Below are 23,220 nucleotides of genomic sequence, written 5' to 3'. Positions count from 1 at the left end.
ATTGCTCAGCCGTGACGCTGCTGGAAATCGGCCATGAAGGCGACCAGCGCCTCGGCCCCGGCCAGCGGCATGGCGTTGTACAGCGAGGCGCGGATGCCCCCGACCACCTTGTGTCCCTTCAGCGCCAGCAGGCCAGCGGCCTTGGCTTCGGCGACGAAGCGGGCATCGAGCTCGGCATCGGGCAGGAAGAACGGGATGTTCATCCGCGAACGTGCCGCATGCGCGACCTCGTTGCGGTAGAAGCCACCGGAACCGTCGATGGCGCCGTACACCAGCGCGGCCTTGGCGGCGTTGCGCTTGGCGAACTCGGCCACGCCACCTTCGGCCAGCATCCACTTGAACACCAGGCCAGCCAGGTACCAGTTCCAGGTGGGAGGGGTGTTGAGCATCGAGTCGCGAGCGACGTGTGAGCGGTAATCGAAGATGTCCGCCCGCGGCTGGCCGCTGCGCTCCAGCAGATCGCGGCGGATGATCATCACCGCGATGCCGACCGGGCCGAGGTTCTTCTGCGCTCCAGCGTAGATCACGCCATAGCGGCGCACGTCCAACGGCTCACTGGCGATGGACGAGCTGAAGTCGGCCACCAGCGGCACGTCGCCGGTATCAGGCACGTCACGGAACTCGACGCCGTGGATGGTCTCGTTGGCGGTGAGGTGCACGTAAGCGGCATCAGGCGAGAGCTGCCAGTCGGCGCGCGGCGGCAGCGTGCGGTAGCCGTTGGCCTCGCTGCTGGCGGCAATATTGACGTCGACATAGACGCCGGCCTGCTTGACTGCGGTCTTGCCCCAGTGGCCACTGACCACATAGTCGGCCCGCTGGCCGGGGGCGGCGAAGTTGAGCGGGATCAGCGCCTGCTGGGTGGTGGCACCACCGGACAGGAACAGCACCGCATAGTCTTCGGGGATGTCGAGCAGGCGCCGCAGGTCGGCCTCGGCTTCGGCGGCCACGGACATGAATTCCGCGCCGCGATGGCTCATTTCGACGATGGAGGCACCGCTACCGTGCCAGTCCAGCATTTCCGCCTGCGCCTGGCGCAGGACCGATTCCGGCAAGGTTGCAGGGCCGGCACTGAAGTTGAACGCGCGCGTCATGTCACACCTGTGGGGCAAGACCCCTAGTATGCCGCAGTGCACCAGCCTTGCGGCCTTGTGCGGCAAGGGAAATTTGGTTTCATTGGAATCCATTGACCGCCAGCATGGCGCCGGTAGTCGCCGACATTGGTCGGCGTACGCCGTCAGGCGTCATCCCCACCTAGAGAGCGTGCCGACCAAGGTCGGCACCTACCAAAGCAGTGTGCTGTCAGGCGTCATGCCCACCGAAGGAACGTGTCGACCAAGGTCGGCACCTACCAGGAGCGGGGAGATGAGCACCGTCCCGATAGCGCCGGGCCGTGCCCGGCGAATGCAGGATCAGCGCGCGCCGAACCAGAGCAGCAGGCTGAGCACCGCCGCCAGCAGCAGCGCACTGACCAGCAGCCACGGCCAGCGCCGGACCTTGCGCGGGGCGGCCGGCAACACCGGCGCCTGCTCGGTGTCCTGGCTGGAGTCGTCCTCGTCCGGCAGCGGGCGCCGCCGCGGGTCGTGCGGCACTTCCAGCACGAACCGATGCTGGCCATCGAACACTACCTGGTCGCCCGCCTGCAGCCAGCAGTGGCGCACGGCCACACCGTTGACCCGGGTGCCCTCGGCGCTGCCCAGGTCGCGCAGCAGCACGCGCTCGCCATGCACTTCCACACGGGCGTGCTGTTCGGCGAAGGCCGGTTCATTGATCTCGATGTCGGCGTCACCGCCGCGACCGACCAGGCGGGTTCGCGACAACGTGAAGCTGCGGCCATGATGCAGGCCGCCGACGCCGCGCAGCAGGCGCTGCTGCTCGTCGTTACCACCATCGCTGTTGGGCGCGGGCGCCTGCAGCAGGCTCTCGACCTCGCCCTGCAGGACCATTTCCACGCCATCCACGTACACCGCATCGCCTGCACGCAACAGGGCCATGCGCCGCACCGGGCGACCGTTCACATGGATGCCGCGGATGCCGTTGCCGACCTGCAGCCAAAGGCCGCGATCGTCCATGCAGAACTGGGCCAGCAGCAGGGCACCGTTGCCGGCATCGCCCAGCCGCACGCTGCCGTTTGCCTGGCGCACGATGCGTTGCACCCCGGGCCGCAGCGGCTGGTCGGGCTGTTGTTGTTGGCTGAAGTGAACAAGCAGGTTCTGCACGCGGCGCAGCCTAGCAGGTTGGTCGCCCCCGAAGAAGAACCCACGATGAGCGCTTGGCGCGAAGGCCCTCGATGCGCACAATGCTCGCCCTCATTGATCATCCCCGCTTTGCGCCAGGAGCCTGCATGTCCACCATCGATGTCCGCCACGCCCACGCCCTGCCCGACGCACAGGCGCGCGCTGCGATCGAACAGGTTGCCGCCAAACTGTCCGAGCGCTTCGGCCTGAAGTCGTCCTGGACCGCCGACGTGCTGAACTTTTCCGGCAGCGGTGTGGACGGCGCGATCGAACTGCAACCGGGCGCCGTGCGCGTGACCGCCAAGCTGGGCTTCCTGCTGTCGGCGATGAAAGGCATGGTCGAAGGCGAGATCCAGCGCGTGCTGAAGGAAAAGCTGGGCTGAACCCCGGCGGCGACCGTCACGACCGTGCAACGCCGTCACGCGCTACTCTCGGGTCAGGCCCAACTCCCACGGGAAGTGCGATGAACCGCTACGAAAATGACGACCGCCGCGACGACGACGCCTCTTTCGGTGACCAGGCTGAGCGCTTCTCGCGCAAGTTGAGCGACTCGGCACAACAGGTATGGCTGGCCGGCCTGGGTGCCTTGGGCCGCGCCCAGGCCGAAGGCGGCCGATTCTTCGATGGCCTGGTCAAGGAAGGCGAAGCCTGGGAGGCCCGCCGCCGTGAACGCAATGGCGAACAGCCTCCCGGTTGGCGTGACAATGTCGAATCGTCGCTGGACGAGGCCCGCGAAAAGGCCTCCGGCACGTGGACCAAGGTCGAGAAGGCCTTCGATGACCAGGTGCAGGGCGTGCTCAAGCGCCTGCATGTCCCCACCGCCGACGAAGTGACCGCGCTGGAGGCCCGCATCGACGCGTTGCAGGCGCGCTTGGCCAAGCTGGAAAACCGCGCCGCCTCAGACATCGATACACCGGCGCCGGGCAGCCATCAATCCCCTGGCAGCGTGCCCTGACAGCAATTGTTGCAATGCAATAAAATTTGATCGACAATCGCGAGCAACCCGCCAATCGCTTCGGCTGCCGTTTGTTCCCTCCCCTCACGGCTTCAGGATTGGCGGGTTTTTCATGCCCGCTCTACGCCGATCTGCGCGTTCCATCACGCTTCCTGTCAGGATCCTCCTGACCCAGCGGCACGGTGCGACCTTTACACTGTCGTTCTCCGCATTCGCCCCTTCCGCGCACCTCCTGCATGCTCCCTTGGATCCTGGCCCTGCTGTCGGCCCTGCTTACCTGTTCCCTGGCCGTTGTCTATCTGTGGTGGATCAAGCGGCGACAAAAGGAGATGCAACTGGGCCTGCAGGCCCTGGCCGGCATGCATTGGCGCGAGTTCTCCGTACTGGTCAAACGCATGCTGCGCGAGCAGCGCGGCCTGCGAGAACTGAACGACCCCACCGAGGAGTCACGCGAACCCAGCAGTGATTTCCTGCTGAGCGACGGCCCCAACAGTTGGCTGGTCTCGTGCAAGCACGGCCTGGCCTATCGCATCGGCACCGCCGCAGTGAACGAACTGGGTGCGGCGGCCCGCCTGGCCGGCGCCCGCGGCGGTGTGCTGCTGACCGAAGGCCGGATGGAACGCGACGGCCGCAGCGCCGCCGAGAAGCAGGCGGTCGAGGTGCTGGACGGCCCGCGTCTGTGGCCGCTGCTGCAGCCCTATCTGCCGGTTGATATCGAAGCCCGTGTGCGTGCCAGTGCCCGTCATGAGGCGCTGCGTCGCATTGCCATTGCCGCATTGGGTTCGGTGACGCTGGGCCTGCTGGTGGGACTGAGCCTGCAGGGCCTGCATGTGCAGGACGCCCCGCTCGTTGCGGAGGTGCCGGTCGCCCCCGCGCCCGTTGCGCCTGCGGTTGAAGCGGCGCCCGAGCCGGCCCCCGCTACCAGGCCACCGGCCGCTGCGCCTGCACCGGCCACGCCCTCAACCGACGCGCGCAGCAACCCCAACCCGGATGCCGCCACGCTGGAGCGCTTCCAGGCCGATCTGTCCCGTGCCTTGGCCGGCAAGCCCGGTATTGCCAGCGGTGTCTGGCTGACCCGGCAGACGCTGGCGATCAACCGCACCGGCGAGCTGGACGCGGTGTGGCCGCGGGTCTGCGAGGAAGTGCTGCACTACCCCGCCCTGCGCAACGTGCGCATCCAGCTCAACGCCCGCCCCGGCGTGGATGAGCCCGTACGCTGGCGGCAGTGCGCTACGTATTGATTGGGGTGTCCGTAGATCAACGCCATGCGTGGATGCCCTTGTGGAGTCGAGCCACGCTCGACTCAATCGCATCGCGCGAACAGCAGCCGAGCATTGGCTCGGCTCTACATGGCGCCTGTTCAGCCCAATGCTGCGAGATGCGCGAGCGGGGTCGACCCTAGCGCGCCCCAGGCGCGAAGCGCGCGACCAGGTCCCAGGCGTCGCCGAGGAACACCTGGCGCACACGGGTGATCGGCTGTTCGCCGCGCCAGGTAAGGCGCTCGATCACCAGACAGGCGGTGCCGGGCTTCACGTCCAGCAGCTTGGCGGTGGCGGTGTCCGCGCCCCAGGCGCTGATGCGGTGCTGGGCGCGGGTCCACGACACGTTCTGCAACAGCCAGCTACCCGGCGCGGTGGTGTTGAAATCGACGTCCAGCACCTCGGGCACACCCACCGGGCTGATCAGGCGATGTTCCAGTGCCAGCGGGCGGCCGTCGGCCAGATGCAGGCAGCGCATCGCCAGCAGGTTTTCCTGGCCGGCCAGCTCGACTTCACCGGCATTGCCGGCATCGGCCAGGCGCAGGTCGCGCTGCAGCAGACGATACGCGTACTGATGGCCGCGCGAGCCGACTTCCATCGCGATATCGGGAATCTCCAGCGCCACCTGCTCCAGGTGCGGGGGCTGCCGCGCCACGAACGAGCCAGCGCGACGGCGGCGCTCGATCATGCCGCTCTCGGCCAGCGCTGTCAGCACCTTGTTCACTGTCATCCGCGAGCACCCGTACTGCTCCATCAGTTCGTGCTCGTACGGAATACGGAAGCCCGGCGCCCACTCCCCGCTGAGGATGCGGCTTTCCAGGTCGCTGCGGATGCGCTGGTTGAGCGTGGCGGACTTGCTGGCCTTCACGTAGTGGGGTCTCGATGGTGGGAGGCGATCAGCCCAGCACGCCACGCAGGGCAGCGGCGAAGGCGGTGGTGATGGCCTCGCGCTGCAGGTGGCGGCCCTCGGCCACGCACTGGCGGCCATGGCGCCAGACCGATCGCAGCGCGCCATTACGTGCGGCGAACACCCAGCTGTCAAGCCATGCGTCACCGTGTCGCGCCTGCAACGCGGGGTGCGCGGCATCCAGTTCAACCATGTCTGCGCTGGCACCCACCAGCAGGCCGGCAGCCACGCCAAGCGCCTGTGCACCGCCCTGCAATGCCCCTTCAAACAGGAAGCGCCCGGTGCTGCGGCCAGCATCCGGGGCCAACACGTTGCGACCTCGCAGGGCCAGCCGCTGGCCGTATTCCAGCAGGCGCAGCTCTTCTGCGGCATCGATCAGCACGTTGGAATCGGAGCCGACACCGAAGCGTCCGCCCTCGCGCGCGAAGGCCTGCATCGGGAACAGGCCGTCGCCCAGATTCGCCTCGGTGATCGGGCACAGGCCGGCAACGGCCCTGCTGGCGACCATCTGCGCACGCTCGTCGTCGGTGATGTGCGTGGCATGCACCAGGCACCAGCGCGCGTCGACAGGCGCATGGTTGTACAGCCACTGCACCGGTCGCTGGCCACTCCATGCCAGGCAGGCTTCGACCTCGCGCACCTGCTCGGCGATATGGATGTGTACCGGGCCGTCGGTCAGCGGCAGCAGCGCGCTCAGCTCCTCGCCCGTCACCGCGCGCAGGCTGTGCGGGGCGATGCCCAGCACCGCATCGGGCAGCGTGGCCAGCGCGGTGCGGGCGCCATCAAGCAGCTGCGCGAACCCTTCGACGTCATGGATGAGGCGGCGCTGTGCCGGGTTCGGCGGCGCCCCACCGAAATCGGCGTGTGCATAGAAGACCGGCAGCAGGGTCAGGCCGATGCCGGTCTGCGCGGCTGCAGCTGCAATCTGCGCGCTCATCTCGGCGCGATCGGCGTAGGGGCGGCCATCGGCATCGTGGTGCAGGTAGTGGAATTCGCCGACACGGGTGAAGCCGCTTTCCAGCATTTCCATGTAGGCCTGGGCGGCGATGGCCTGCACTGCATCCGGGCGCAGATGGGCCAGGAAACGGTACATCAGTTCGCGCCAGCTCCAGAAACTGTCGCCGTCGCCGCCACCGATCTCGGTCAGGCCGGCCATGCCGCGCTGGAAGGCGTGGCTGTGCAGGTTCGGCAGGCCCGGCACCAGGATGCCCACGCGGGTATCGCCTTGCTGCGAAGCCTGCCCACGCGTGACCTCGGCGATGCGCCCGTTCTGCACCTGCAGGCGGACGTCGGCGGCCCAGCCGTCGGCCAGCAGGGCGTGGGCGGCATGGAAGGAGTGCGCGGGACGCGAATCGGACATGGCTGGACAACCCGAATTGGACGCCTATATTGTATAGACATATAAGCACAGCTGCGTTGTGGATGCCATGCACGTCGATACCCTCTGGTCCAACGTCCACCTGATGACCCTCGATGGCGAGGGCCTGGGTGTCCTGCGCGATGCCGTACTGGCCGCCACCGATGGCCGCATCGTGCACGTCGGCCCCGCCGGCAGCGATGCCGACCTGCAGCCGACCACCCGCATCGACGGCGAAGGCCGCTGGATGTCGCCGGGTCTGATCGACTGCCATACCCACCTGGTCTACGCCGGCAACCGCGCCAACGAGTTCGAGCAGCGCCTGCAGGGCGTCAGCTATGCCGACATCGCCCGTGCCGGTGGCGGTATCGTCTCTACGGTGCGCGCCACCCGTGCGGCCTCGCCAGAGCAGTTGGCACGCGAGAGCCGCCCGCGCCTGCTGGCGATGCGTGCCGAAGGCGTGACCACCATCGAAATCAAATCCGGCTACGGCCTGACCCTGCAGGACGAGCGCAAGCAGTTGCAGGTGGCACGAGCGCTGGGCGAGGAATGCCGGGTGAACGTGGTGCCGACCTTCCTCGGTGCGCACGCGGTGCCGCCCGGTCGCGAGGCGCAGGAATACATCGATGAAGTATGCGAGGTGATGATTCCGGCCATCGCTGCAGAAGGCCTGGCCGAGGCCGTGGACATCTTCTGCGAGAACATCGCGTTCTCGCCGGCGCAGGCCCGTCAGGTATTCGACGCTGCGCGTGCGCATGGGCTGGCGATCAAGATCCATGCCGAACAGCTGAGCAACCAGCATGGCGCCGAACTGGCGGCCGGTTTCGGTGCGCTGTCGGCCGACCATATCGAACACCTGGACGACGCCGGCATTGCCGCGATGGCCGCCGCCGGTACCGTCGCCGTACTGCTGCCGGGCGCGTTCTACTTCACCCGCGACACCACCCTGCCGCCGATCGCCGCGCTGCGTGCGGCCGGCGTGCCGCTGGCGCTGGCCACCGACAGCAACCCGGGCACCTCTCCGCTGACCAGTCCGCTGCTGACGATGAACATGGGCGCCACCCTGTTCCGCCTGACCGTGGACGAATGCATCGCCGGCTTCACCCGTGAAGCAGCGCGCGCACTGGGCCGTGGCGATCGCATCGGTCGCCTCGCCATCGGCATGAACTGCGACCTGGCGATCTGGGACATCGACGCCCCCGCCGACCTGGTCTATCGCATTGGATTCAACCCGCTGCACGCGCGCGTGGTGCGCGGACAGCCCGACCTGCCTGCCTCCTGGAGCAACACATGAGCAACACCCTGGTTCTTCGCCCCGGCCATGTCACCCTCGCCCAGTGGCGGCAGGCCTATCGCGGTGCACCGCTTGCACTGGACCCGGCCGCGCTGCCGGCCGTGCGTGCCAGTGCCGCGACCGTGGCTGCCATCGTCGCCAAGGGCGCGCCGGTGTATGGCATCAACACCGGCTTCGGCAAGCTGGCCAGCGTGCGCATCGAGCGCGAAGACCTGGCCACCCTGCAGCGGAACATCGTGCTCTCGCATGCCGCCGGCGTGGGCGAGCCGATGCCGGCCAACGTGGTGCGGCTGATGATGGCGCTGAAGCTGGTGAGCCTGGCCCAGGGCGCTTCGGGCGTGCGCGAGGAGACCCTGCTGTTGCTGGAAGCGATGCTGGTCAAGGACGTGCTGCCGGTAGTGCCCGCACAGGGCTCGGTCGGTGCCTCCGGCGATCTGGCGCCGCTCTCGCACCTGGCCAGCGTGATGCTGGGCGTGGGCGAAGCCTTCATCGGAGACGAACGCCTGCCCGCCGTGGACGCACTGGCACGCGCCGGCCTGCAGCCGGTGGAGCTGGGCGCGAAGGAAGGCCTGGCCCTGCTCAACGGCACCCAGTTCTCCACTGCGTACGCACTGGCCGGCCTGTTTGAAATCGAAACCGTGTTCCAGGCCGCACTGGTCACCGGTGCGCTGTCGGTGGAAGCCGCGAAGGGCTCGGATACGCCGTTCGATCCGCGCATCCATGCCCTGCGTGGGCAGCGCGGTCAGATCGCAACCGCTGCCACCCTGCGCAGCTTGATGCTGGACTCGGGCATCCGCGAATCGCACCGCGACAACGACGTGCGCGTGCAGGACCCGTACTGCCTGCGCTGCCAGCCACAGGTGATGGGCGCGGCACTGGACATCCTGCGCCAGGCGGCGACCACGCTGGAAATCGAAGCCAACGGCGTCTCCGACAATCCGCTGGTATTCACCGAGACCGGTGAAGCGCTGTCCGGTGGCAATTTCCACGCCGAGCCGGTGGCCTTCGCCGCCGACATGCTGGCGATGGCGGTATGCGAGATCGGCTCGATCAGCGAGCGCCGCCTGGCGATGCTGGTCGACCCGGCGCTGTCGGGCCTGCCTGCGTTCCTGACCCCGCGCCCCGGCCTGAATTCCGGCTTCATGATTCCGCAGGTGACCGCCGCTGCGCTGGTCTCGGAAAACAAGCAGCGCGCCTACCCGGCCAGTGTTGATTCGATCCCGACCTCGGCCAACCAGGAAGACCATGTGTCGATGGCCGCGCACGGTGCGCGCCGCCTGATGCAGATGGCCGAGAACGCCGCCAACGTGATCGGCATCGAGCTGCTGGCCGCTGCGCAGGGCTGCGACTTCCACGCGCCGCTGCGCTCCAGCGCCGCGCTGGAAACCGTGCGCGCCACGCTGCGTGCGCAGGTACCGACGCTGGAAGAAGACCGCTACTTCCATCCTGACATGGTGACCGCCACCAACCTGGTGCGCAGCGGCGCGCTGGCGCAGGGCTTGTCCGATCTGTTGCCAACCGTGGAGCCCCAGGCATGAATGCCCGCCCTGAATGGCTGACGGTGCACGAAGGTGATGCCCCGTTGATCGTCAGCTTTCCGCATACCGGCAGCGAGCTGCCGCACGACCTGATCGGCGACTACCACTCGCCGTGGCTGGCCCGCCGCGATGCCGACTGGTGGGTACATGACCTGTATGACTTCGCGCGCGGCATGGGCGCGACTACCGTGCGTTCGGCGATCTCGCGTTCGGTGATCGATCTCAACCGCGATCCCAGCGGCGTGTCGCTGTACCCCGGCCAGAACACCACCGGCCTGTGCCCGCTGACCACCTTCGACAACCAGCCGCTGTATCACGCCGGCCGCGAGCCGGACGAAGCAGAAATTACTCGCCGTCGTGATACCTATTTCCTGCCCTACCACGATGCATTGGCCACGCAGATTACGCGCCTGCGTGCTCGCCATGGCACCGTGGTGGTGTACGACGCGCACTCGATCCGCTCGCATATCCCGCACCTGTTCGAGGGTGAGCTGCCGCAGTTCAATCTCGGCACCGCTGGTCCCTCCGGTGCTCCGGATACGTCTTGCGACAACGCTCTGAGCGACGTAGTGGAAAACCTGCTGAAGATCAGTGGCATGAGCCAGGTGCGCAACGGCCGCTTCAAGGGTGGCTGGATCACCCGCCACTACAGCAACATCGCCGGCGGTGTGCACAGCCTGCAGATGGAGCTGGCCTGCCGTGGCTACATGCACGAACCCCTGCCCGACCAGGTGGACGAGCACAGCTGGCCCACCCCGCTCGACCCCGACCACGCTGCACCGCTGCGCCACACTCTGGCGCAGGTGCTCAACGCCTGCCTTGAATTCGCTACGAACCGGAGCGCCGCATGACCCGCAACGACCCGTCCCGCACCATCGCCGCGCCGACCGGCACCACGCTCAACGCCAAGAGCTGGCTGACCGAAGCGCCGTTGCGCATGCTCATGAACAACCTGCACCCGGACGTGGCCGAGCGCCCGCAGGAACTGGTGGTGTACGGCGGTATCGGCCGCGCTGCGCGCGACTGGGAGAGCTTTGATGCCATCGTCGAAACGCTCAAGCGCCTGGACGATGACCAGACCCTGCTGGTGCAGTCAGGCAAGCCGGTGGGCGTGTTCCGCACCCACGCCGATGCGCCGCGCGTGCTGATCGCCAATTCCAACCTGGTGCCGCGCTGGGCCAACTGGGACCACTTCAACGAACTGGATAAGAAGGGCCTGGCCATGTACGGCCAGATGACCGCCGGCAGCTGGATCTACATCGGCGCGCAGGGCATCGTGCAGGGCACCTACGAGACCTTCGTGGAAATGGGCCGCCAGCACTTCGGTGGCGACCTGACCGGCAAGTGGCTGTTCACCGGTGGCCTGGGTGGCATGGGTGGCGCACAGCCGCTGGCTGCAGTGATGGCCGGCGCCTCCTGCCTGGCCGTCGAGTGCCGCAAGAGCAGCATCGACATGCGCCTGCGCACCGGCTACCTGGATACCTGGACCGACAATCTGGACGAAGCGCTGCGCCTGATCGACGAGTCGTGCAAGGCGGGCACGCCGAAGTCGGTGGGATTGCTGGGCAATGTGGCCGACGTGCTGGCCGAACTGCTCAAGCGCGGCGTGAAGCCGGACCTGCTGACCGACCAGACCTCCGCGCACGACCCGGTGAACGGCTACCTGCCGCAGGGCTGGACGGTCGAGCAGTGGGATGAGAAGCGCGTTTCCGCCCCCAAGGAAGTGGAAAAGGCCGCGCGCGCGTCGATGGCCAACCATATCCGCGCCATGCTCGGATTCCACACGCTGGGCGTGCCGACCGTGGACTACGGCAACAACCTGCGGCAGATGGCGCTGGAAGAAGGCGTGACCAATGCCTTCGACTTTCCCGGTTTCGTGCCGGCCTACATCCGCCCGCTGTTCTGCCGTGGCATCGGCCCGTTCCGTTGGGCGGCACTGAGCGGCGATCCGGAAGACATCGCCAAGACCGACGCCAAGGTGAAGGAACTGATTCCGGACAACCCGCACCTGCACCGCTGGCTCGACATGGCCGCCGAGAAGATCAAGTTCCAGGGCCTGCCGGCGCGCATCTGCTGGGTGGGCCTGGGTGACCGCGATCGTCTGGGTCTGGCCTTCAACGAAATGGTCGCCAATGGTGAATTGAAGGCGCCGGTGGTGATCGGCCGTGACCACCTGGACAGCGGCAGCGTCGCCTCGCCGAACCGCGAAACCGAAGCGATGGCCGACGGCTCCGATGCGGTCTCCGACTGGCCGCTGCTGAACGCCCTGCTCAACACCGCCAGCGGCGCGACCTGGGTGTCGCTGCACCACGGTGGCGGCGTCGGCATGGGCTTCTCGCAGCACGCCGGCATGGTGATCGTCTGCGACGGCACCGAAGCGGCTGCGAAGCGTATTGGACGTGTGCTGTGGAACGACCCGGCCACCGGCGTGATGCGCCATGCTGACGCGGGCTATGAGATCGCAATCGACTGCGCGAAGGAAAAGGGACTGGATCTGCCGGGGATTCTCGGCTGATCGCGGCGTTGCCGGCCAGCGGCCGGCACTACCGGAAATACAGGGTAGTGCCGGCCGCTGGCCGGCTCTCCCTGATGCGGGAATCGGTGCCCTTGACCCGGCCTTCCGCCGTGACCAACATGCGCCATCACCGCTGACGGATCACCGCGATGTACCGCACCCTTGCAGCTGCATTGCTCTGTGCCCTGGCCATCGCCCTGCCCGCCTCGGCACGTGACGTCCCCACCGCTCTCTCTACTCAGCTCGACGCCCAACTTCAGAGCAACCGCGGGCGCTACGGTATCGCCGGCCAGGCAGTGCTGGTCGCACACAACGGCAAGGTGCTTTACCAAGGCGCCAGCGGCGAACGCGATCCCGCTGCCCATGCACCCGCCACCGTCGATACCATCTTCGCCGCGCAGTCGATGGCCAAGCTGCTGACCAGCTCGCTGGTGATGCAGCTGGTAGACCAGGGGAAGGTGGATCTGGATGCACCCGCCGGCCGCTACGTGCCTGACCTGCCCGCAGCCTGGCAGGCGATCCACGTGCGCGATTTCCTCAACCATAGCTCCGGCATCGCCGAGTACTACGACCGGGTGGACAACCGCTGGGTGAGCAAGGGCTACACCGGTGTGGCGCCCGATCTTGCCGCTGCGCTGAAGGTGGCTGCGGCGGCGCCGATGCAGTTCGCCACCGGCAGCCGCGTGCAGTACACGCAGGCCAACTACCTGGTGCTGACGGCGTTGCTGGAAGCACACTATCGCAAGCCTTACCCAGCCATCGCACGCGAACGCATCCTGCTGCCATTGAAGATGACCAGCACCTCGTGGGGCGTCGCCAGCGTGCCATCCCAACGCGCGGCGGTGCCGTACATCGGCAAAGACGGCGCATTGCAGCCGGCCAATGAAGATCCCTGGCCGGACTACGGCTGGGGCCATGCCGACCTGCAGACCACCGTGGGCGACATGAACCGTTTCCTGCAGGCGCTGGCGACCGGCAAGCTGCTGCGCACGGCGACCCTGGAAAAACTCTGGCAGCCGCAGAAACTGAGCGGTGGCGGCAGCAATTTCTTCTCCACCGGTTGGGACACCACCCGCAGCGACGGCTACACCCAGGTTGGTCACGATGGCGGTACCCGTGTACGTGCGCGGCTGGCCTACAAGGGCTCGCTGGCCAGCGGTTACTGGGTGTTCGTGTACCTGACCAACGGCAGCGCACGCAATGTCTGGTCGAGCACGCTGGTGGAGAGCACGATGGCGGTCGCCGCACCGCGGGAGTTCCCGCATGCGGTGCTGTCCGAGCGGCTGATCGCGTATGCGCTGGATGACAGTGACGATGCGGCCGAAGCAGTGCATCGCTGGCTGCGCGACAGCAATAAGGTTGCTGCCAGCGAACTGGAGCGCGCGATCAATGCCGATGCGTACGCGGTCCGCGAAAGCCTCGGGGCACGCAAGGCGGTGAAGGTGTTCGCTCTCAATACCAAGCTGTATCCGAATTCGGCCAATGCGTGGGACAGCCTCGCGGAATGCCACGCCGCGCTGGGTGAGAAGGAAACGGCTGACCGGCTGTATGCCAAGGCCAAAGCGCTGGCCAAGCCCTCGCCGTAACCTTCTGTAGAGCCGGTCCAATGCTCGGCTGCTCTTCGCTTCGAGCGAAGGAAACCCGCCCTGCGCGCGATAGCCGAGCATGGGCTCGGCTCTACATGGATGCTGCGGATGGCCCATACGCCGCCGATGGGTGACGTGGCGCCCCCGACCTGTTAACTTGCGCGCCACTTTCGTGGTTTACAGCATTCCCGCATGTCGCTCTCGTCGTACCGTCCCACCCCGTCGCTGTTGTTCCTGGCCGTTTCCCTTGGCCTTACCTCCACTGCCGCAGCCGCTCCGCAGGCCACCACTCTGGATGCCGTGCAGGTCACCGCTGCTGCCGATGCCAGCGCGCAGGCGCGCGAGGCGCTGAAGCGCGTACCCGGCGCCAGCAACGTCATCGACGTCGCCAAGGCCGACAGCCGACTGTCCAGCAGTGCCGATGTGCTGGCCTACCAGCCGGGCATCAGCGCACAGTCGCCGGGCAACGAAGGCACCAAGGTGTCGATCCGTGGCTCGGGCATCAACCGGGGCCCGGGTGCGCACGCCTCGGGCATCGCTGTGTCGATCGACGGTCTGCCGCTGACCGGCCCGGGTGGTACGCCCTATGAGCTGCTGGAACCGCTGTGGCTGTCGCGTGTGGAAGTCCTGCGCGGCGCCAACGGCTTCGAGCGCGGCGCGCTGGCGCTGGGCGGTGCCATCGATTACGTCAGCCGCAGCGGCCGTGATTCGGCCGGCGTGCAGCTGCACTACGAAGCCGGCAGCCGTGGCTACCAGAAGCGCGGCATCAGCTGGGGCGGCGTCAATGGTGATGTCGATTACTTCCTGGCCTACACCGATACCGAGTTCGATGGTTATCAGCGCCATGCGCGCGGCGACGGCAAGGGCGCGATGGCCAACATCGGCTGGCAGATCACGCCCGATCTGCAGACGCGCTTCTTCGTGCGCTACCGCGAGACCAGTCACGAAACGCCCGGTCGCCTGACCCGCGATCAGATCCGCAACGACCCACGTGCCGCGAATGCGGCCAACCTGGCCATCGATGCGCGCCGCCCACAGCCGGGCAGCACCTGGGTCGGCAACGTCACAACGTTGCAGATCGATGAGGATTCCTCGCTGCAGGCCGGGCTGGTCTACCACAAGTACCCGATGGACTTGAACGAGAGCCTGTACCGCCAGCAGCTGGACTACGCCAACCTCAACGCCACGCTGGACTACCGCCGCCGCCACCAGCTGTTCGGCCTGGATAGCGAAACCACGGTCGGTCTGCGCGTCACCCACGATCTGGACGCCGATGTGCGCGAGTCGTTGCGTTTTGCCAGCAACGGCTATGCCGCCGGCACGCGAACGCGTGATTTCCGCCACCACGGCACCGACAGCACGCTGCACGTCAGCAACACCCTGGCGTTGAACGACCGTCTGCGCATGCAGACCGGGCTGGCGCTGATCAACACCCGCCGCGATGTGCAGGTGACCTGGCCAAGCAGCGGCGGCCGCCTGCGCGACCACGACTGGGACTACGCACCGCGACTGGGCTTCACCTGGCAGCACAGCACGCAGACCCAGTGGTTCGGCAACCTAAGCCGCTCGGTGGAAGCACCGCACCCGTGGTCGATGATCTGGGGCTCGAACCAGTACTTCGGGCCGGGCAATGGCCCGTCCACCGGACGCCAGCGCACGCCGGTGCCGATGCAGAACCAGACCGCCACCACGCTGGAACTGGGCGCGCGCGGTGACGCGGCGCTGGGTCGCTGGGAACTGACCGGCTACTACGCGCACGTAAACCACGAACTGCTGAGCGTCGAACTGCAACCGGTGCCGAACCTGTTCATCGCCGAGAACAACGCCAGCCCCACCGTGCACCGTGGCATCGAAGCCGGGTTGGACAGCACGCTGTGGCAGGCAGCGCCCGGCCGCCTGTCGCTGCGCCAGGCGTATACCTTCAGCGACTTCCGTTACCGCCACGATGCGCGTTTCGGCAGCAACCGCCTGCCCGGCCTGCCGCGCCACGCCTACCAGGCCGAGCTGCGCTTCGATCACGCATCCGGCCTGTACGCCGCCCTCAACACCGAATACGCCTCGCGCATCGCGGTGGACTACGCCAACAGCTACTGGGCTGACAGCCATGTGATCTTCGGCAGCCGCATCGGCTACGACGCACCCGGCGGTCGCTGGCAGGCCTGGGCGGAGATGCGCAACATCGGCAACCGCCACTACGCCGCCACGGTCACGCCAGGCTACAACGATGCCGGCAAGGATATTGCCCGCTCGACGCCGGGCGAAGGCCGTGGCATCTACGCTGGTGTGCGTTTGCGCTTTGACTGATGACCGCAGGCGGCGCCGGGTGTGATCCAGCGCCGCCGTTTCAATGTCAGCTGATGCGCCACGCCGGCAGGCGCTCGCTGCGTTTCCAGATGGAAGGCGCGAAGCCGATCAGCACCATCGCCGCCAACCACTTCGGTGAGGTAGTGAGCAGTGTCGATGTGAGCGAGCCATCGACGGGGGCGGCCATTTCCTGCCACGGGTTGTAGCCCAGGTAGACGACGCTGCCAGCCCACCACAGCAACGCCACACCGACACCCACCAGCAACAGGGCCAGCGTGCGGCAGGTCCATCGTTGCGAGGTGGTGCCCCATTCGCGGGATACCGCCACCAGCAGGCCCACCACCAGCAGCGAAATCAGGGCCACCAGGCCGATATCGACCTTGGGCCCAATACGCTCATAAGTGCAGGCGCGGCATTGCGCCTCTTCCGCGGCAGTAGCGGCTTCGGCGGTATCGGCCTGCCCGGCTGCGGGCTGCGCCAGTGCTGCAAACGGCATCAGTACCGCCAGCAGCGTCGCCATGATCCAACGAAACAACGTCCTGTTCCTGCGTGCAGCGACATCCATGCGCTCTTCCTCGTCAGTGGTTGTACGTCCAGGGCCGCAGTATGCGGCCGTCCCATACGCCGCCCAGACCTCGTTCCGGGGGGGCGGCCATCCAGCGTTCTTGTTCGCGATGCAGTACAACAAGCTCCCGGTAGACGAAATCGCCGGAACACGAATCCCAGGCGACCGCGATCATAGCCCACTGCCCATCGACGCTGAAAACGGGCCGGGTCAGATAGGCGAAGTGGTCGTATTTCCGAGTCGGCCCATGCACCGTTGCCCTGCACCCCTGCTCCCGCAGCGCTCGAAGCTCCGCGCTGTCCGTCCACTGCGCACCGGCCAATGCGGCTGCAGGCACTGGCGTGGACCGGCGATTGGCAGGAACCAGGTCTGCCTGCAGCTGCAACCGCAGCGCATGGATGTCCGGCGGCCACCGGTCGTCCAGCGGCAGGACCAGATCGTCCACCTCCTGGCAGGCGGAGGCACTGCTGCCCGGCCAGCAATAGGGCAAGGTCTGCTCCATCACGTAGATGTCCTCCCCCACCGGGTCGGTCAACTGCGGCTGCTCCTGCGGGCCCCATCGATCGACGCGCGTGGACGGCGTCTGCGGTGTGGTGGGCACCTCGCTCAGCGACGATGGCAGAACCGTCGGCTGCGGCACCGGCGGGGGTGGAGGGAGGAAGGGCGGCCTCTGCCGGATCGCCAGCGCCATCGCCTCAGCCTGCATCTGCGCGGTTCCCAGGTTGACCGGCGGCGGACCGATTTCCTGCTGCCACCTCGGGCGCAGGCTGCAGATTCCGGCCATGAGAGCCAAAGCCGACAGCGCCGCCGCCAACGATGCAATGCGTCGCCAGGCGATCCGCTGTTGGCAATCACGGTCTGGCATGCACGAGGTGTCCGTCATCACGACTCCGGCAACGCGGGCCACAGACCGTGTCCAAAGCTCATATGGCGGACAGGCTCCACTCGAACACGCTCCCATCCGTCCTTCCCGCGGTGCAGAAGGTAGAGGTCGCGCATACCCGTTCCTCCACTGCATAGATCCGAGGCGACCGATGCCATTGCCCAGTTCCCGTCCATGCTGAACACAGGACGCTGCAGATAGACGACGCCCAGATCCGGATTGCCCGGGCCACCCGTGCATCCCTCGACGCCGCGTGCGCGCCGTTGCTGAAGCTCGTCCCACGTCATCCGTTGCGCTCGCACATGCGCAAGCTCAAACGCGAGGTCGGGTACGCGTACAGCCCGGCGGTTCGCAACCTGCAGCATCGCCTCCAGATGCTGCTGAAGTTGAATGGACGCCGCACTGTCATCATCGCGCCACTCGACGACGTTGTGACGAACCTGGCAGACCGGGACGGGGTCTCCTTCACCGCAGGAAGGCGCAGTCCATTCCATCACTGCAAATGGCACATCGGGTTCCCAGCCGGGCGGCTCGAAGTGTGCTGGCGCGACATCTGCCAGCGGCACCTCCGCGGTCGCGAACCCACTGTTGCCGGTCAGCATCGGGGAGGAGACTGCCTTCATTGGAATCGGTAGTCCCGGCGGCTTTCCTGGCGGTGTCGGTCGCAGGTCGATGAGCTCTGCCATCACCTCGGCCTGCATCCGTGCCGTTCCCAGGTTGATCGGAGGCGGGCTGACATCCTGCCGCCACTGCGGGCGCACGCTGGCCATCAGCGCTGCGCCAGCAGCCACGAACAGGACGACCGCTGTCGTCAGGATGCGCTTCCGTGCAATGCGTTGTCGCATCAAGCTCCTCGAAGAAATGAAGCAGGTTGGAATATCGGCCGGGACCGTGGCGCTACAGCGCTTGAATGACCTGCAGCAGGTGGGTCGCTTCTGGCGCCTGCGCCTGCGCATGCCAACCCAGCACAGCACAGCAAAGAACAGCACCAGGCCGAGCAGCGGCCAGATCGTGTGCGTCACGCATACCCGCCACCATCCCTGCTCCTGCATGCCCCGCATGCGCCGGTACAGGCCACCGGCGATGGCGGCGTCCACCAGCAGCTCGGCCATCAGCACCGGCGCCGACCACACCACCCACATGCTCGCCAGCAGGACGGTGGATCATGGAACATGGAAGCTCAAGAACCTGATGCAGCATGCGGACATCCTTGCCGGGCACGCGTGGGCGGTGTTGCGCGGATTCTACCGCGGCCGGAGCCGCTGTCCAGACGACGGGCCGAGGCCATCGATCATCAGCTGCGGTCGATGATCCGCACGATGCGGCCGTCCTCAAAAGCAAACTCGCTGCGTCCCTTCAGAGACAGTTCCGAGCCCGCGCTGGGACCACCGGGAATGTCCTGCGCGAACACGCCACGCCAGCCGATGCTGGCCAGCGCCATGCCATCCTCGAAGGTCAACTCGAGCAACCGCTGTTCGCGCTCACGGAACAACGGCGCCGATTGCCGTGCCAGTTCGCCGAAGGCATCGATGCCTTCGGTGACCATCGTCAGCTGGCCACCGCTATGGTTTTCGAAGCGCACGTTGTGCGCCAGCACCGCCAGCATGGCGTCGATGTCGAAGCGGTTGTAGGCCTGCAGGTAGTGCTCGATCAGGTGGCGGCAGTGCGATTCGTCCATGGCGGCGACCAGTCAGGGCCTGCGCCGAGTCTCCCGCGACCGTGCCGCCGGATCAAGGCGGCGCGGCGGCCTTCAGCAACTGCGCGGCCACTTGGTCGAACGGGCCGATGTCCTGCAGTGCGCGGCACATCGCCACCGCACCTTCCACGCTGGCAATCACCAGGCTGGCTAGGCCGGCCGCCGCTGCCGGGTTGTGACCTTCGGCGACGAACGCCGCCGCCAGATGGCCCTGCCAGCGCGCGAACACTTCGGCCGCAGCGGCACGCGGCTGGCTGGGCATGGCCTCCACCGGCTCCTCAACCGCAGCGGCCAGCACCGGGCAGCCAGCGCGGAAATCGGTGCGCAGCAGGCGCTCGCGCCACATCGCCAGGAACTGCTGCAGGCCCTGCACTGCGCCGCCCTTCAGCAGCTCCACCAGCAGCGCTTCCACCTTGTCGCCGGCCATATGGGTGGCACGCGCCAGAAGCTCCTGCTTGCCGCCGGGAAAGTGGTGGTAGGTGGAACCCAGCGGCGCTTCGGCCAGCTTGGTCACCTCACGGATGCTGGTGGCATTGAGGCCCACGCGCGCCAGCATCTGTGCCGCAGCATCAATCACGCGTTGAGGCGCATCAGAGGGGCGCGGGCTCACGGCAGGCTCCTTGCCAGGACAGTCGTCATAGATTAGCGTACCGGCGATTCTATAACAGTCGTCATAACCATGAATCTCTGGTTCCGCCTGCTCCACCTGCTGCTGTGCAGCCTGTTCCGGCCCAAGCTGGAGGCCCCGTTCGGGGTCTCGCGGCTGCAGTTCCGGGTACTGCCCAATGACCTGGACAGCAACCTGCACATGACCAACGGCCGCTACTGGAACATCTTCGACCTTGGCCGGCTGGATCTTATCCTGCGCATGGGCCTGGGCCGGGTGGCGCTGCGCGAGAAGTGGGCACCGATCGTCGGCGCGGGCACCATCCAGTTCCGCCGCGAGCTGAAGCCGTTCCAGCGCTTCACCCTGGAAACGCGGCTGGTGGGCTGGGTCGGTTCGCGCGGCATCATGGAGCAGCGCGTAATGATCGGGACCGAGCAGAAGATCGCCACCCGTGCGCTGCTGGTCACCGGCATCTACGACCGTCGCGCGCGGCAGTTCCTGGGCATGCCGAAGATGATGGAAGCAATCGGCGTGGTCGCCCCACCGTCGCCGCCGCTCAGTGCAGCCGCCGAAGCGCTGCTGGCGGCTGATGCCGCGTTGAAGCAGGACGATGCCTGAGGCGCGTCAGCCCACCTTCGGCATGTTCTTGGTCACACAGTGAATGCCACCACCGCCGCCAGCAATCGCGTCGATGTCCACCTGCTCGATCGCGCGGCCGGGATACATGCCTTCCAGTAGTTCACGGCAGAATCCATCGGCTGCGTCGTCACCGAACTGCGGCGCGACCACCGCGCCGTTGATCGGCAGGTAGTTGATATAGCCCATCGCCAGATCGTCGTTGTCGCGGGTATGCACGTTGTCGCGTCCGTCAAGCGGCGGCGGCAAGGTATGCACCTGCAGGCGACGGCCATCGGCATCGGTGGCCCTACGCAGGATCTGCAGGTGTTCGCGCGTCAAGTCGTAATCGTAGGACTCCGGATCGTTGTCCAGATTGGCGATCACCACGCCCGGGCGTACGAAGCGCGCATAGAAATCCACGTGCGCATCGGTGATGTCCTTGCCGGCGATACCGGGCAGCCAGATCACCTTGCGCACGCCCAGGCGATGTTTCAGCTCGGCCTCGATATCCGCGCGCGACCAGTCCGGATTGCGGTTGCGGTTGACCCAGCAGCTCTCGGTGAGGATCGCCGTGCCATGGCCGTCCACTTCGATACCACCGCCCTCGCCCACCAGATCGCTTTCCAGCAACGTCGCGCCGGTCACCTGCGCCAACCATGGTGCCACCGCGCCATCGTTGCGCGCGCTCTGCTTGCCACCCCAACCGTTGAAGTTGAAATCGACCAGGCCGAGGCCGCCCGTGTCGTTGGTGACAAAGCAACCACCGTAATCGCGCACCCAGATGTCATCCAAGGGCACTTCCAGGAACTCGATGTTTTCGCGGCCGCAGCGGTCCTTTGCCTGGTTGAGTTGCGCTGGGCGGCACAGCACGCTGACCGGCTGGTGGCGTGCGATGGTGCGGGCCAGCCGCGCCACGGTCGTGTTCACCGCATCGGCCTGCGCGCCCCACACCCGCGGCTGCGCAGCAAAGGCCAGGAACACGCGTTCCTGCGGACCATGTTCATCGGGCATGCGCCAGATGCCTGCGCCCGGCGCAGCCGCAGCCACGCGCCCCGGCAGGCCGGCCATACCCAGAGCGGCCAGGCCACCAAGACCAGCGGCGCCCGCCAGTTGGGTGAGGAAGTGACGACGATTGCTCATGACAGGCTCCAGGCCCGGTGTGGGATGGGCGCTATGCTGCGCTTGCGGACACATAAGAACAAACGATAGATTCAGCCATCACTTGAACAGTTTTACTTAACTGAAATGCTCAAGCACTGGCCACCGCTGAACGCCCTACGGGGTTTCGAGGCTGCCGCCCGGCTGGGCAGCTTCCATCGCGCGGCCGAGGAACTGCACCTGACCCAGTCGGCCATCAGCCAGCAGATCCGGGGCCTGGAAGCGTCGCTGCAGCAGCCGTTGTTCTTCCGGCAGGGCCGCAGCGTCACCCTCACCGACGCCGGCATCGACCTGCTGGAAACCACTCAATCCCTGCTGCGGCAGCTGGCCAGCGGCATCCGCCGGCTCGATCAGTACCGCAAGCCCAATCAACTGATCGTCAACACCAGCCCGGCCTTTGCCCGGCATTGGCTGGTGCCGCGCCTGGCCAGCTTCCACCGCCTGCTCCCCGACGCCGACCTGTGGTTGCTGACCAGCGAAGAAGCACCGGACATGACCACGCAGACGTTGGACGTGGCGGTACGCGATGACCTCGACTCACAGGCGCAGTGCCAGCATCGCGTGCTGCTGCAGGACCGCCTCTATCCAGCCTGCCATCCCAACCTGCTGGCCACGCCCGTGCACGAACGCCTCACCCTGCATGGCGAACGTGAGATGGACTGGAGCCAATGGCAGGTGCAGGGTGGCGCCGATGTCGGCCAGCGCCGCGAGGGCATGAACTTCTCCGAGCCCGGGCAACTACTGGATGCCGCGTGCCAAGGGCTGGGTATCGCCTTGGTCAGCGAGCTGCTGGCAGCCCGCGCCTGCGAACAAGGCCTGCTGCAAGCCCTGGATGAGGCACGCGTGCGCGGCCCGCGCTGGAGCTGGCTGGTGCACCAGGACAGCACGGCAGATCCGCTGGTGATCAGTTTCTGCGAGTGGTTGCTGGCGAGTCTGCCCGCGGGAGCTACTTCCGCTGCAGTGCGTGTTTGACCGCCGCCTCAGCCAGCGGCGCCATCACCGCATAGCCCTTCGCGGTGGGATGCACACCGTCGTCGGCCAGCTGCGGATCCAGTCCACCGGCCTTATTGGCCATCGGCGTGTAGTAGTCCAGATAGACCATCTGTTGTGCATCGGCATAGCGCTTCAATGCCGTGTTCAATGCACGCACCTTGGGCGCAGGTGCCGTGCCCGGCAGCCACGGGTAGTCGCTGACCGGCAGCACTGATGCCAGCACCACGGCGATGCCGTGTGCACGGGCGAGGTCCACCATCGCGTACAGGTTGTCTTCGATCATCGCCTGCGTGGACGGGCCGGTGTTGCCGGCGATGTCGTTGGTGCCGGCCAGGATCACCACCACCTGTGGCTTCAGCGCCAGCACGTCCTGCGGGAAGCGCACCAGCATCTGCGCCGTGGTCTGGCCGCTGATGCCACGATTGAGCCAGCCCTTGCCGGGGAAGAAACCGGCACTGCCTTCCCTTCCCCAGCCTTCGGTGATGGAGTCGCCGAAGAACACCACGCGCGGCTGGCCCGGCACTGCCGCAGGCAGTTGCGCGTTGGCATCACGATAGCGTTGCAGCTCCGGCCAATCGGCCAGGCGCTGCTGCATGAAGCGCACTTCGTCGGGACGAAGCTGGTCAATGGGCGTCCGCAGCAGCGGATTGACTGCGACGGCTTCAGCGGCACCCAGCGGAGAAGCCAACGCGAGGCCCAGCATCACGACGGTGGCAGTGGCAATCCCAACAGGTCCACGCATGCGGTTTCT

22 protein-coding genes and 1 pseudogene are annotated in these 23,220 nt (G+C 66.8%); 11 read left to right on the top strand and 12 right to left on the bottom strand.

The window, feature by feature from the left end; translation table 11 throughout:
• Nucleotides 1–5 precede the first annotated feature (5 nt).
• Nucleotides 6–1,091, bottom strand: coding sequence for a 3-phosphoserine/phosphohydroxythreonine transaminase (gene serC, locus V9K93_RS13215; RefSeq protein ID WP_337302680.1), 1,086 nt, complete (start codon nucleotides 1,089–1,091; stop codon nucleotides 6–8).
• A gap of 318 nt (nucleotides 1,092–1,409) precedes the next feature.
• Nucleotides 1,410–2,216: an FHA domain-containing protein gene (locus V9K93_RS13210; protein ID WP_046987519.1), complete on the bottom strand. Its 807-nt coding sequence runs from the start codon at nucleotides 2,214–2,216 to the stop codon at nucleotides 1,410–1,412.
• Nucleotides 2,217–2,341: 125 nt separating this feature from the next.
• Between V9K93_RS13210 and V9K93_RS13205 the strand changes: the two genes are divergently transcribed.
• From V9K93_RS13205 to V9K93_RS13195, 3 genes are all read left to right on the top strand, one after another.
• Nucleotides 2,342–2,617 carry a polyhydroxyalkanoic acid system family protein gene (locus V9K93_RS13205; RefSeq protein ID WP_005417302.1) on the top strand — a complete coding sequence of 92 codons (276 nt, stop codon included), beginning with the start codon at nucleotides 2,342–2,344 and terminating at the stop codon, nucleotides 2,615–2,617.
• Between the two features lie 80 nt (nucleotides 2,618–2,697).
• On the top strand, nucleotides 2,698–3,189 hold the full coding sequence (locus V9K93_RS13200; RefSeq protein WP_253078535.1) for a phasin family protein: 492 nt from the start codon (nucleotides 2,698–2,700) through the stop codon (nucleotides 3,187–3,189).
• A gap of 236 nt (nucleotides 3,190–3,425) precedes the next feature.
• A complete protein-coding gene (locus V9K93_RS13195) occupies nucleotides 3,426–4,430 on the top strand; it encodes a restriction endonuclease (RefSeq protein WP_046987521.1) in 1,005 nt (334 codons plus the stop codon).
• 157 nt (nucleotides 4,431–4,587) lie between these two features.
• On the opposite strand, the gene hutC is transcribed toward V9K93_RS13195, so the two are convergent.
• A complete protein-coding gene (gene hutC, locus V9K93_RS13190; protein ID WP_136638232.1) occupies nucleotides 4,588–5,316 on the bottom strand; it encodes a histidine utilization transcriptional repressor HutC in 729 nt (242 codons plus the stop codon).
• A 28-nt stretch (nucleotides 5,317–5,344) separates the two neighbouring features.
• On the bottom strand, nucleotides 5,345–6,715 hold the full coding sequence (locus V9K93_RS13185; RefSeq protein WP_136638233.1) for a formimidoylglutamate deiminase: 1,371 nt from the start codon (nucleotides 6,713–6,715) through the stop codon (nucleotides 5,345–5,347).
• Nucleotides 6,716–6,782: 67 nt separating this feature from the next.
• Here V9K93_RS13185 and hutI point away from each other — a divergent pair, with 67 nt between their 5' ends.
• The 6 genes from hutI to V9K93_RS13155 all read left to right on the top strand — a co-directional run bounded on the left by hutI (nucleotide 6,783) and on the right by V9K93_RS13155 (nucleotide 15,949).
• Nucleotides 6,783–8,006: an imidazolonepropionase gene (gene hutI, locus V9K93_RS13180; RefSeq protein WP_337302679.1), complete on the top strand. Its 1,224-nt coding sequence runs from the start codon at nucleotides 6,783–6,785 to the stop codon at nucleotides 8,004–8,006.
• On the top strand, nucleotides 8,003–9,544 hold the full coding sequence (hutH, locus tag V9K93_RS13175) for a histidine ammonia-lyase (RefSeq protein ID WP_208043230.1): 1,542 nt from the start codon (nucleotides 8,003–8,005) through the stop codon (nucleotides 9,542–9,544). The genes hutI and hutH overlap by 4 nt, the downstream gene beginning before the upstream one ends.
• Nucleotides 9,541–10,395, top strand: coding sequence for an N-formylglutamate deformylase (gene hutG / locus V9K93_RS13170; protein ID WP_046986813.1), 855 nt, complete (start codon nucleotides 9,541–9,543; stop codon nucleotides 10,393–10,395). The genes hutH and hutG overlap by 4 nt, the downstream gene beginning before the upstream one ends.
• Nucleotides 10,392–12,059, top strand: coding sequence for a urocanate hydratase (hutU, locus tag V9K93_RS13165; protein WP_253078541.1), 1,668 nt, complete (start codon nucleotides 10,392–10,394; stop codon nucleotides 12,057–12,059). The genes hutG and hutU overlap by 4 nt, the downstream gene beginning before the upstream one ends.
• A 149-nt stretch (nucleotides 12,060–12,208) precedes the next feature.
• Nucleotides 12,209–13,645, top strand: a complete 1,437-nt coding sequence (locus tag V9K93_RS13160) for a serine hydrolase (RefSeq protein WP_136638236.1) — start codon at nucleotides 12,209–12,211, stop codon at nucleotides 13,643–13,645.
• A gap of 192 nt (nucleotides 13,646–13,837) precedes the next feature.
• The gene (locus V9K93_RS13155) at nucleotides 13,838–15,949 is read left to right on the top strand and encodes a TonB-dependent receptor family protein (RefSeq protein ID WP_337302678.1); all 2,112 of its coding nucleotides are present in this window, start codon (nucleotides 13,838–13,840) and stop codon (nucleotides 15,947–15,949) included.
• 46 nt (nucleotides 15,950–15,995) lie between these two features.
• On the opposite strand, the gene V9K93_RS13150 is transcribed toward V9K93_RS13155, so the two are convergent.
• From V9K93_RS13150 to V9K93_RS13125, 6 genes and pseudogenes are all read right to left on the bottom strand, one after another.
• Nucleotides 15,996–16,514: a hypothetical protein gene (locus V9K93_RS13150; protein WP_136638238.1), complete on the bottom strand. Its 519-nt coding sequence runs from the start codon at nucleotides 16,512–16,514 to the stop codon at nucleotides 15,996–15,998.
• Nucleotides 16,515–16,527: 13 nt separating this feature from the next.
• Nucleotides 16,528–17,397, bottom strand: a complete 870-nt coding sequence (locus tag V9K93_RS13145; RefSeq protein ID WP_136638239.1) for a hypothetical protein — start codon at nucleotides 17,395–17,397, stop codon at nucleotides 16,528–16,530.
• The gene (locus V9K93_RS13140; RefSeq protein WP_136638240.1) at nucleotides 17,397–18,242 is read right to left on the bottom strand and encodes an energy transducer TonB; all 846 of its coding nucleotides are present in this window, start codon (nucleotides 18,240–18,242) and stop codon (nucleotides 17,397–17,399) included. Before V9K93_RS13140 ends, V9K93_RS13145 begins: the two co-directional genes overlap by 1 nt.
• A 52-nt stretch (nucleotides 18,243–18,294) precedes the next feature.
• A pseudogene (locus tag V9K93_RS13135) lies at nucleotides 18,295–18,560 on the bottom strand (hypothetical protein); the annotation flags it as partial.
• A 131-nt stretch (nucleotides 18,561–18,691) separates the two neighbouring features.
• On the bottom strand, nucleotides 18,692–19,075 hold the full coding sequence (locus V9K93_RS13130) for a nuclear transport factor 2 family protein (protein ID WP_097049535.1): 384 nt from the start codon (nucleotides 19,073–19,075) through the stop codon (nucleotides 18,692–18,694).
• A 52-nt stretch (nucleotides 19,076–19,127) separates the two neighbouring features.
• The gene (locus V9K93_RS13125; protein ID WP_088026467.1) at nucleotides 19,128–19,703 is read right to left on the bottom strand and encodes a TetR/AcrR family transcriptional regulator; all 576 of its coding nucleotides are present in this window, start codon (nucleotides 19,701–19,703) and stop codon (nucleotides 19,128–19,130) included.
• 69 nt (nucleotides 19,704–19,772) lie between these two features.
• Here V9K93_RS13125 and V9K93_RS13120 point away from each other — a divergent pair, with 69 nt between their 5' ends.
• A complete protein-coding gene (locus V9K93_RS13120) occupies nucleotides 19,773–20,318 on the top strand; it encodes a thioesterase family protein (protein WP_046986807.1) in 546 nt (181 codons plus the stop codon).
• Nucleotides 20,319–20,324: 6 nt separating this feature from the next.
• Here the strand turns inward: V9K93_RS13120 and V9K93_RS13115 are convergent, their stop codons facing one another.
• Nucleotides 20,325–21,458 (bottom strand): agmatine deiminase family protein, encoded by a 1,134-nt coding sequence (locus V9K93_RS13115; protein WP_337302677.1) that lies wholly within the window; start codon nucleotides 21,456–21,458, stop codon nucleotides 20,325–20,327.
• A 105-nt stretch (nucleotides 21,459–21,563) separates the two neighbouring features.
• Here V9K93_RS13115 and V9K93_RS13110 point away from each other — a divergent pair, with 105 nt between their 5' ends.
• Nucleotides 21,564–22,448, top strand: a complete 885-nt coding sequence (locus V9K93_RS13110; RefSeq protein ID WP_337302676.1) for a LysR family transcriptional regulator — start codon at nucleotides 21,564–21,566, stop codon at nucleotides 22,446–22,448.
• On the opposite strand, the gene V9K93_RS13105 is transcribed toward V9K93_RS13110, so the two are convergent.
• Nucleotides 22,423–23,211, bottom strand: a complete 789-nt coding sequence (locus V9K93_RS13105; RefSeq protein ID WP_295380637.1) for an SGNH/GDSL hydrolase family protein — start codon at nucleotides 23,209–23,211, stop codon at nucleotides 22,423–22,425. The two genes, V9K93_RS13110 and V9K93_RS13105, sit on opposite strands and share 26 nt — an antisense overlap.
• Nucleotides 23,212–23,220: the final 9 nt, after the last annotated feature.

This window comes from Stenotrophomonas sp. CCNWLW162 (genome assembly GCF_037203745.1).
In the GTDB taxonomy this organism is placed as follows: Bacteria; Pseudomonadota; Gammaproteobacteria; order Xanthomonadales; family Xanthomonadaceae; genus Stenotrophomonas; species Stenotrophomonas maltophilia_AQ.
Note: the sequence above shows the minus strand (reverse complement) of the source record. Positions and strands in the feature narration are given on the sequence as shown.

What these genes read in the sequence shown, in the direction of transcription:
- serC (WP_337302680.1), bottom strand. Translation starts at nt 1,091, where the DNA reads ATGACGCGCGCGTTCAACTTCAGTGCCGGCCCTGCAACCTTGCCGGAA.
- V9K93_RS13205 (WP_005417302.1), top strand. Translation starts at nt 2,342, where the DNA reads ATGTCCACCATCGATGTCCGCCACGCCCACGCCCTGCCCGACGCACAG.
- V9K93_RS13200 (WP_253078535.1), top strand. Translation starts at nt 2,698, where the DNA reads ATGAACCGCTACGAAAATGACGACCGCCGCGACGACGACGCCTCTTTC.
- V9K93_RS13195 (WP_046987521.1), top strand. Translation starts at nt 3,426, where the DNA reads ATGCTCCCTTGGATCCTGGCCCTGCTGTCGGCCCTGCTTACCTGTTCC.
- V9K93_RS13185 (WP_136638233.1), bottom strand. Translation starts at nt 6,715, where the DNA reads ATGTCCGATTCGCGTCCCGCGCACTCCTTCCATGCCGCCCACGCCCTG.
- hutI (WP_337302679.1), top strand. Translation starts at nt 6,783, where the DNA reads ATGCACGTCGATACCCTCTGGTCCAACGTCCACCTGATGACCCTCGAT.
- hutH (WP_208043230.1), top strand. Translation starts at nt 8,003, where the DNA reads ATGAGCAACACCCTGGTTCTTCGCCCCGGCCATGTCACCCTCGCCCAG.
- hutG (WP_046986813.1), top strand. Translation starts at nt 9,541, where the DNA reads ATGAATGCCCGCCCTGAATGGCTGACGGTGCACGAAGGTGATGCCCCG.
- hutU (WP_253078541.1), top strand. Translation starts at nt 10,392, where the DNA reads ATGACCCGCAACGACCCGTCCCGCACCATCGCCGCGCCGACCGGCACC.
- V9K93_RS13160 (WP_136638236.1), top strand. Translation starts at nt 12,209, where the DNA reads ATGTACCGCACCCTTGCAGCTGCATTGCTCTGTGCCCTGGCCATCGCC.
- V9K93_RS13155 (WP_337302678.1), top strand. Translation starts at nt 13,838, where the DNA reads ATGTCGCTCTCGTCGTACCGTCCCACCCCGTCGCTGTTGTTCCTGGCC.
- V9K93_RS13150 (WP_136638238.1), bottom strand. Translation starts at nt 16,514, where the DNA reads ATGGATGTCGCTGCACGCAGGAACAGGACGTTGTTTCGTTGGATCATG.
- V9K93_RS13145 (WP_136638239.1), bottom strand. Translation starts at nt 17,397, where the DNA reads ATGACGGACACCTCGTGCATGCCAGACCGTGATTGCCAACAGCGGATC.
- V9K93_RS13140 (WP_136638240.1), bottom strand. Translation starts at nt 18,242, where the DNA reads ATGCGACAACGCATTGCACGGAAGCGCATCCTGACGACAGCGGTCGTC.
- V9K93_RS13130 (WP_097049535.1), bottom strand. Translation starts at nt 19,075, where the DNA reads ATGGACGAATCGCACTGCCGCCACCTGATCGAGCACTACCTGCAGGCC.
- V9K93_RS13120 (WP_046986807.1), top strand. Translation starts at nt 19,773, where the DNA reads ATGAATCTCTGGTTCCGCCTGCTCCACCTGCTGCTGTGCAGCCTGTTC.
- V9K93_RS13115 (WP_337302677.1), bottom strand. Translation starts at nt 21,458, where the DNA reads ATGAGCAATCGTCGTCACTTCCTCACCCAACTGGCGGGCGCCGCTGGT.
- V9K93_RS13110 (WP_337302676.1), top strand. Translation starts at nt 21,564, where the DNA reads ATGCTCAAGCACTGGCCACCGCTGAACGCCCTACGGGGTTTCGAGGCT.
- V9K93_RS13105 (WP_295380637.1), bottom strand. Translation starts at nt 23,211, where the DNA reads ATGCGTGGACCTGTTGGGATTGCCACTGCCACCGTCGTGATGCTGGGC.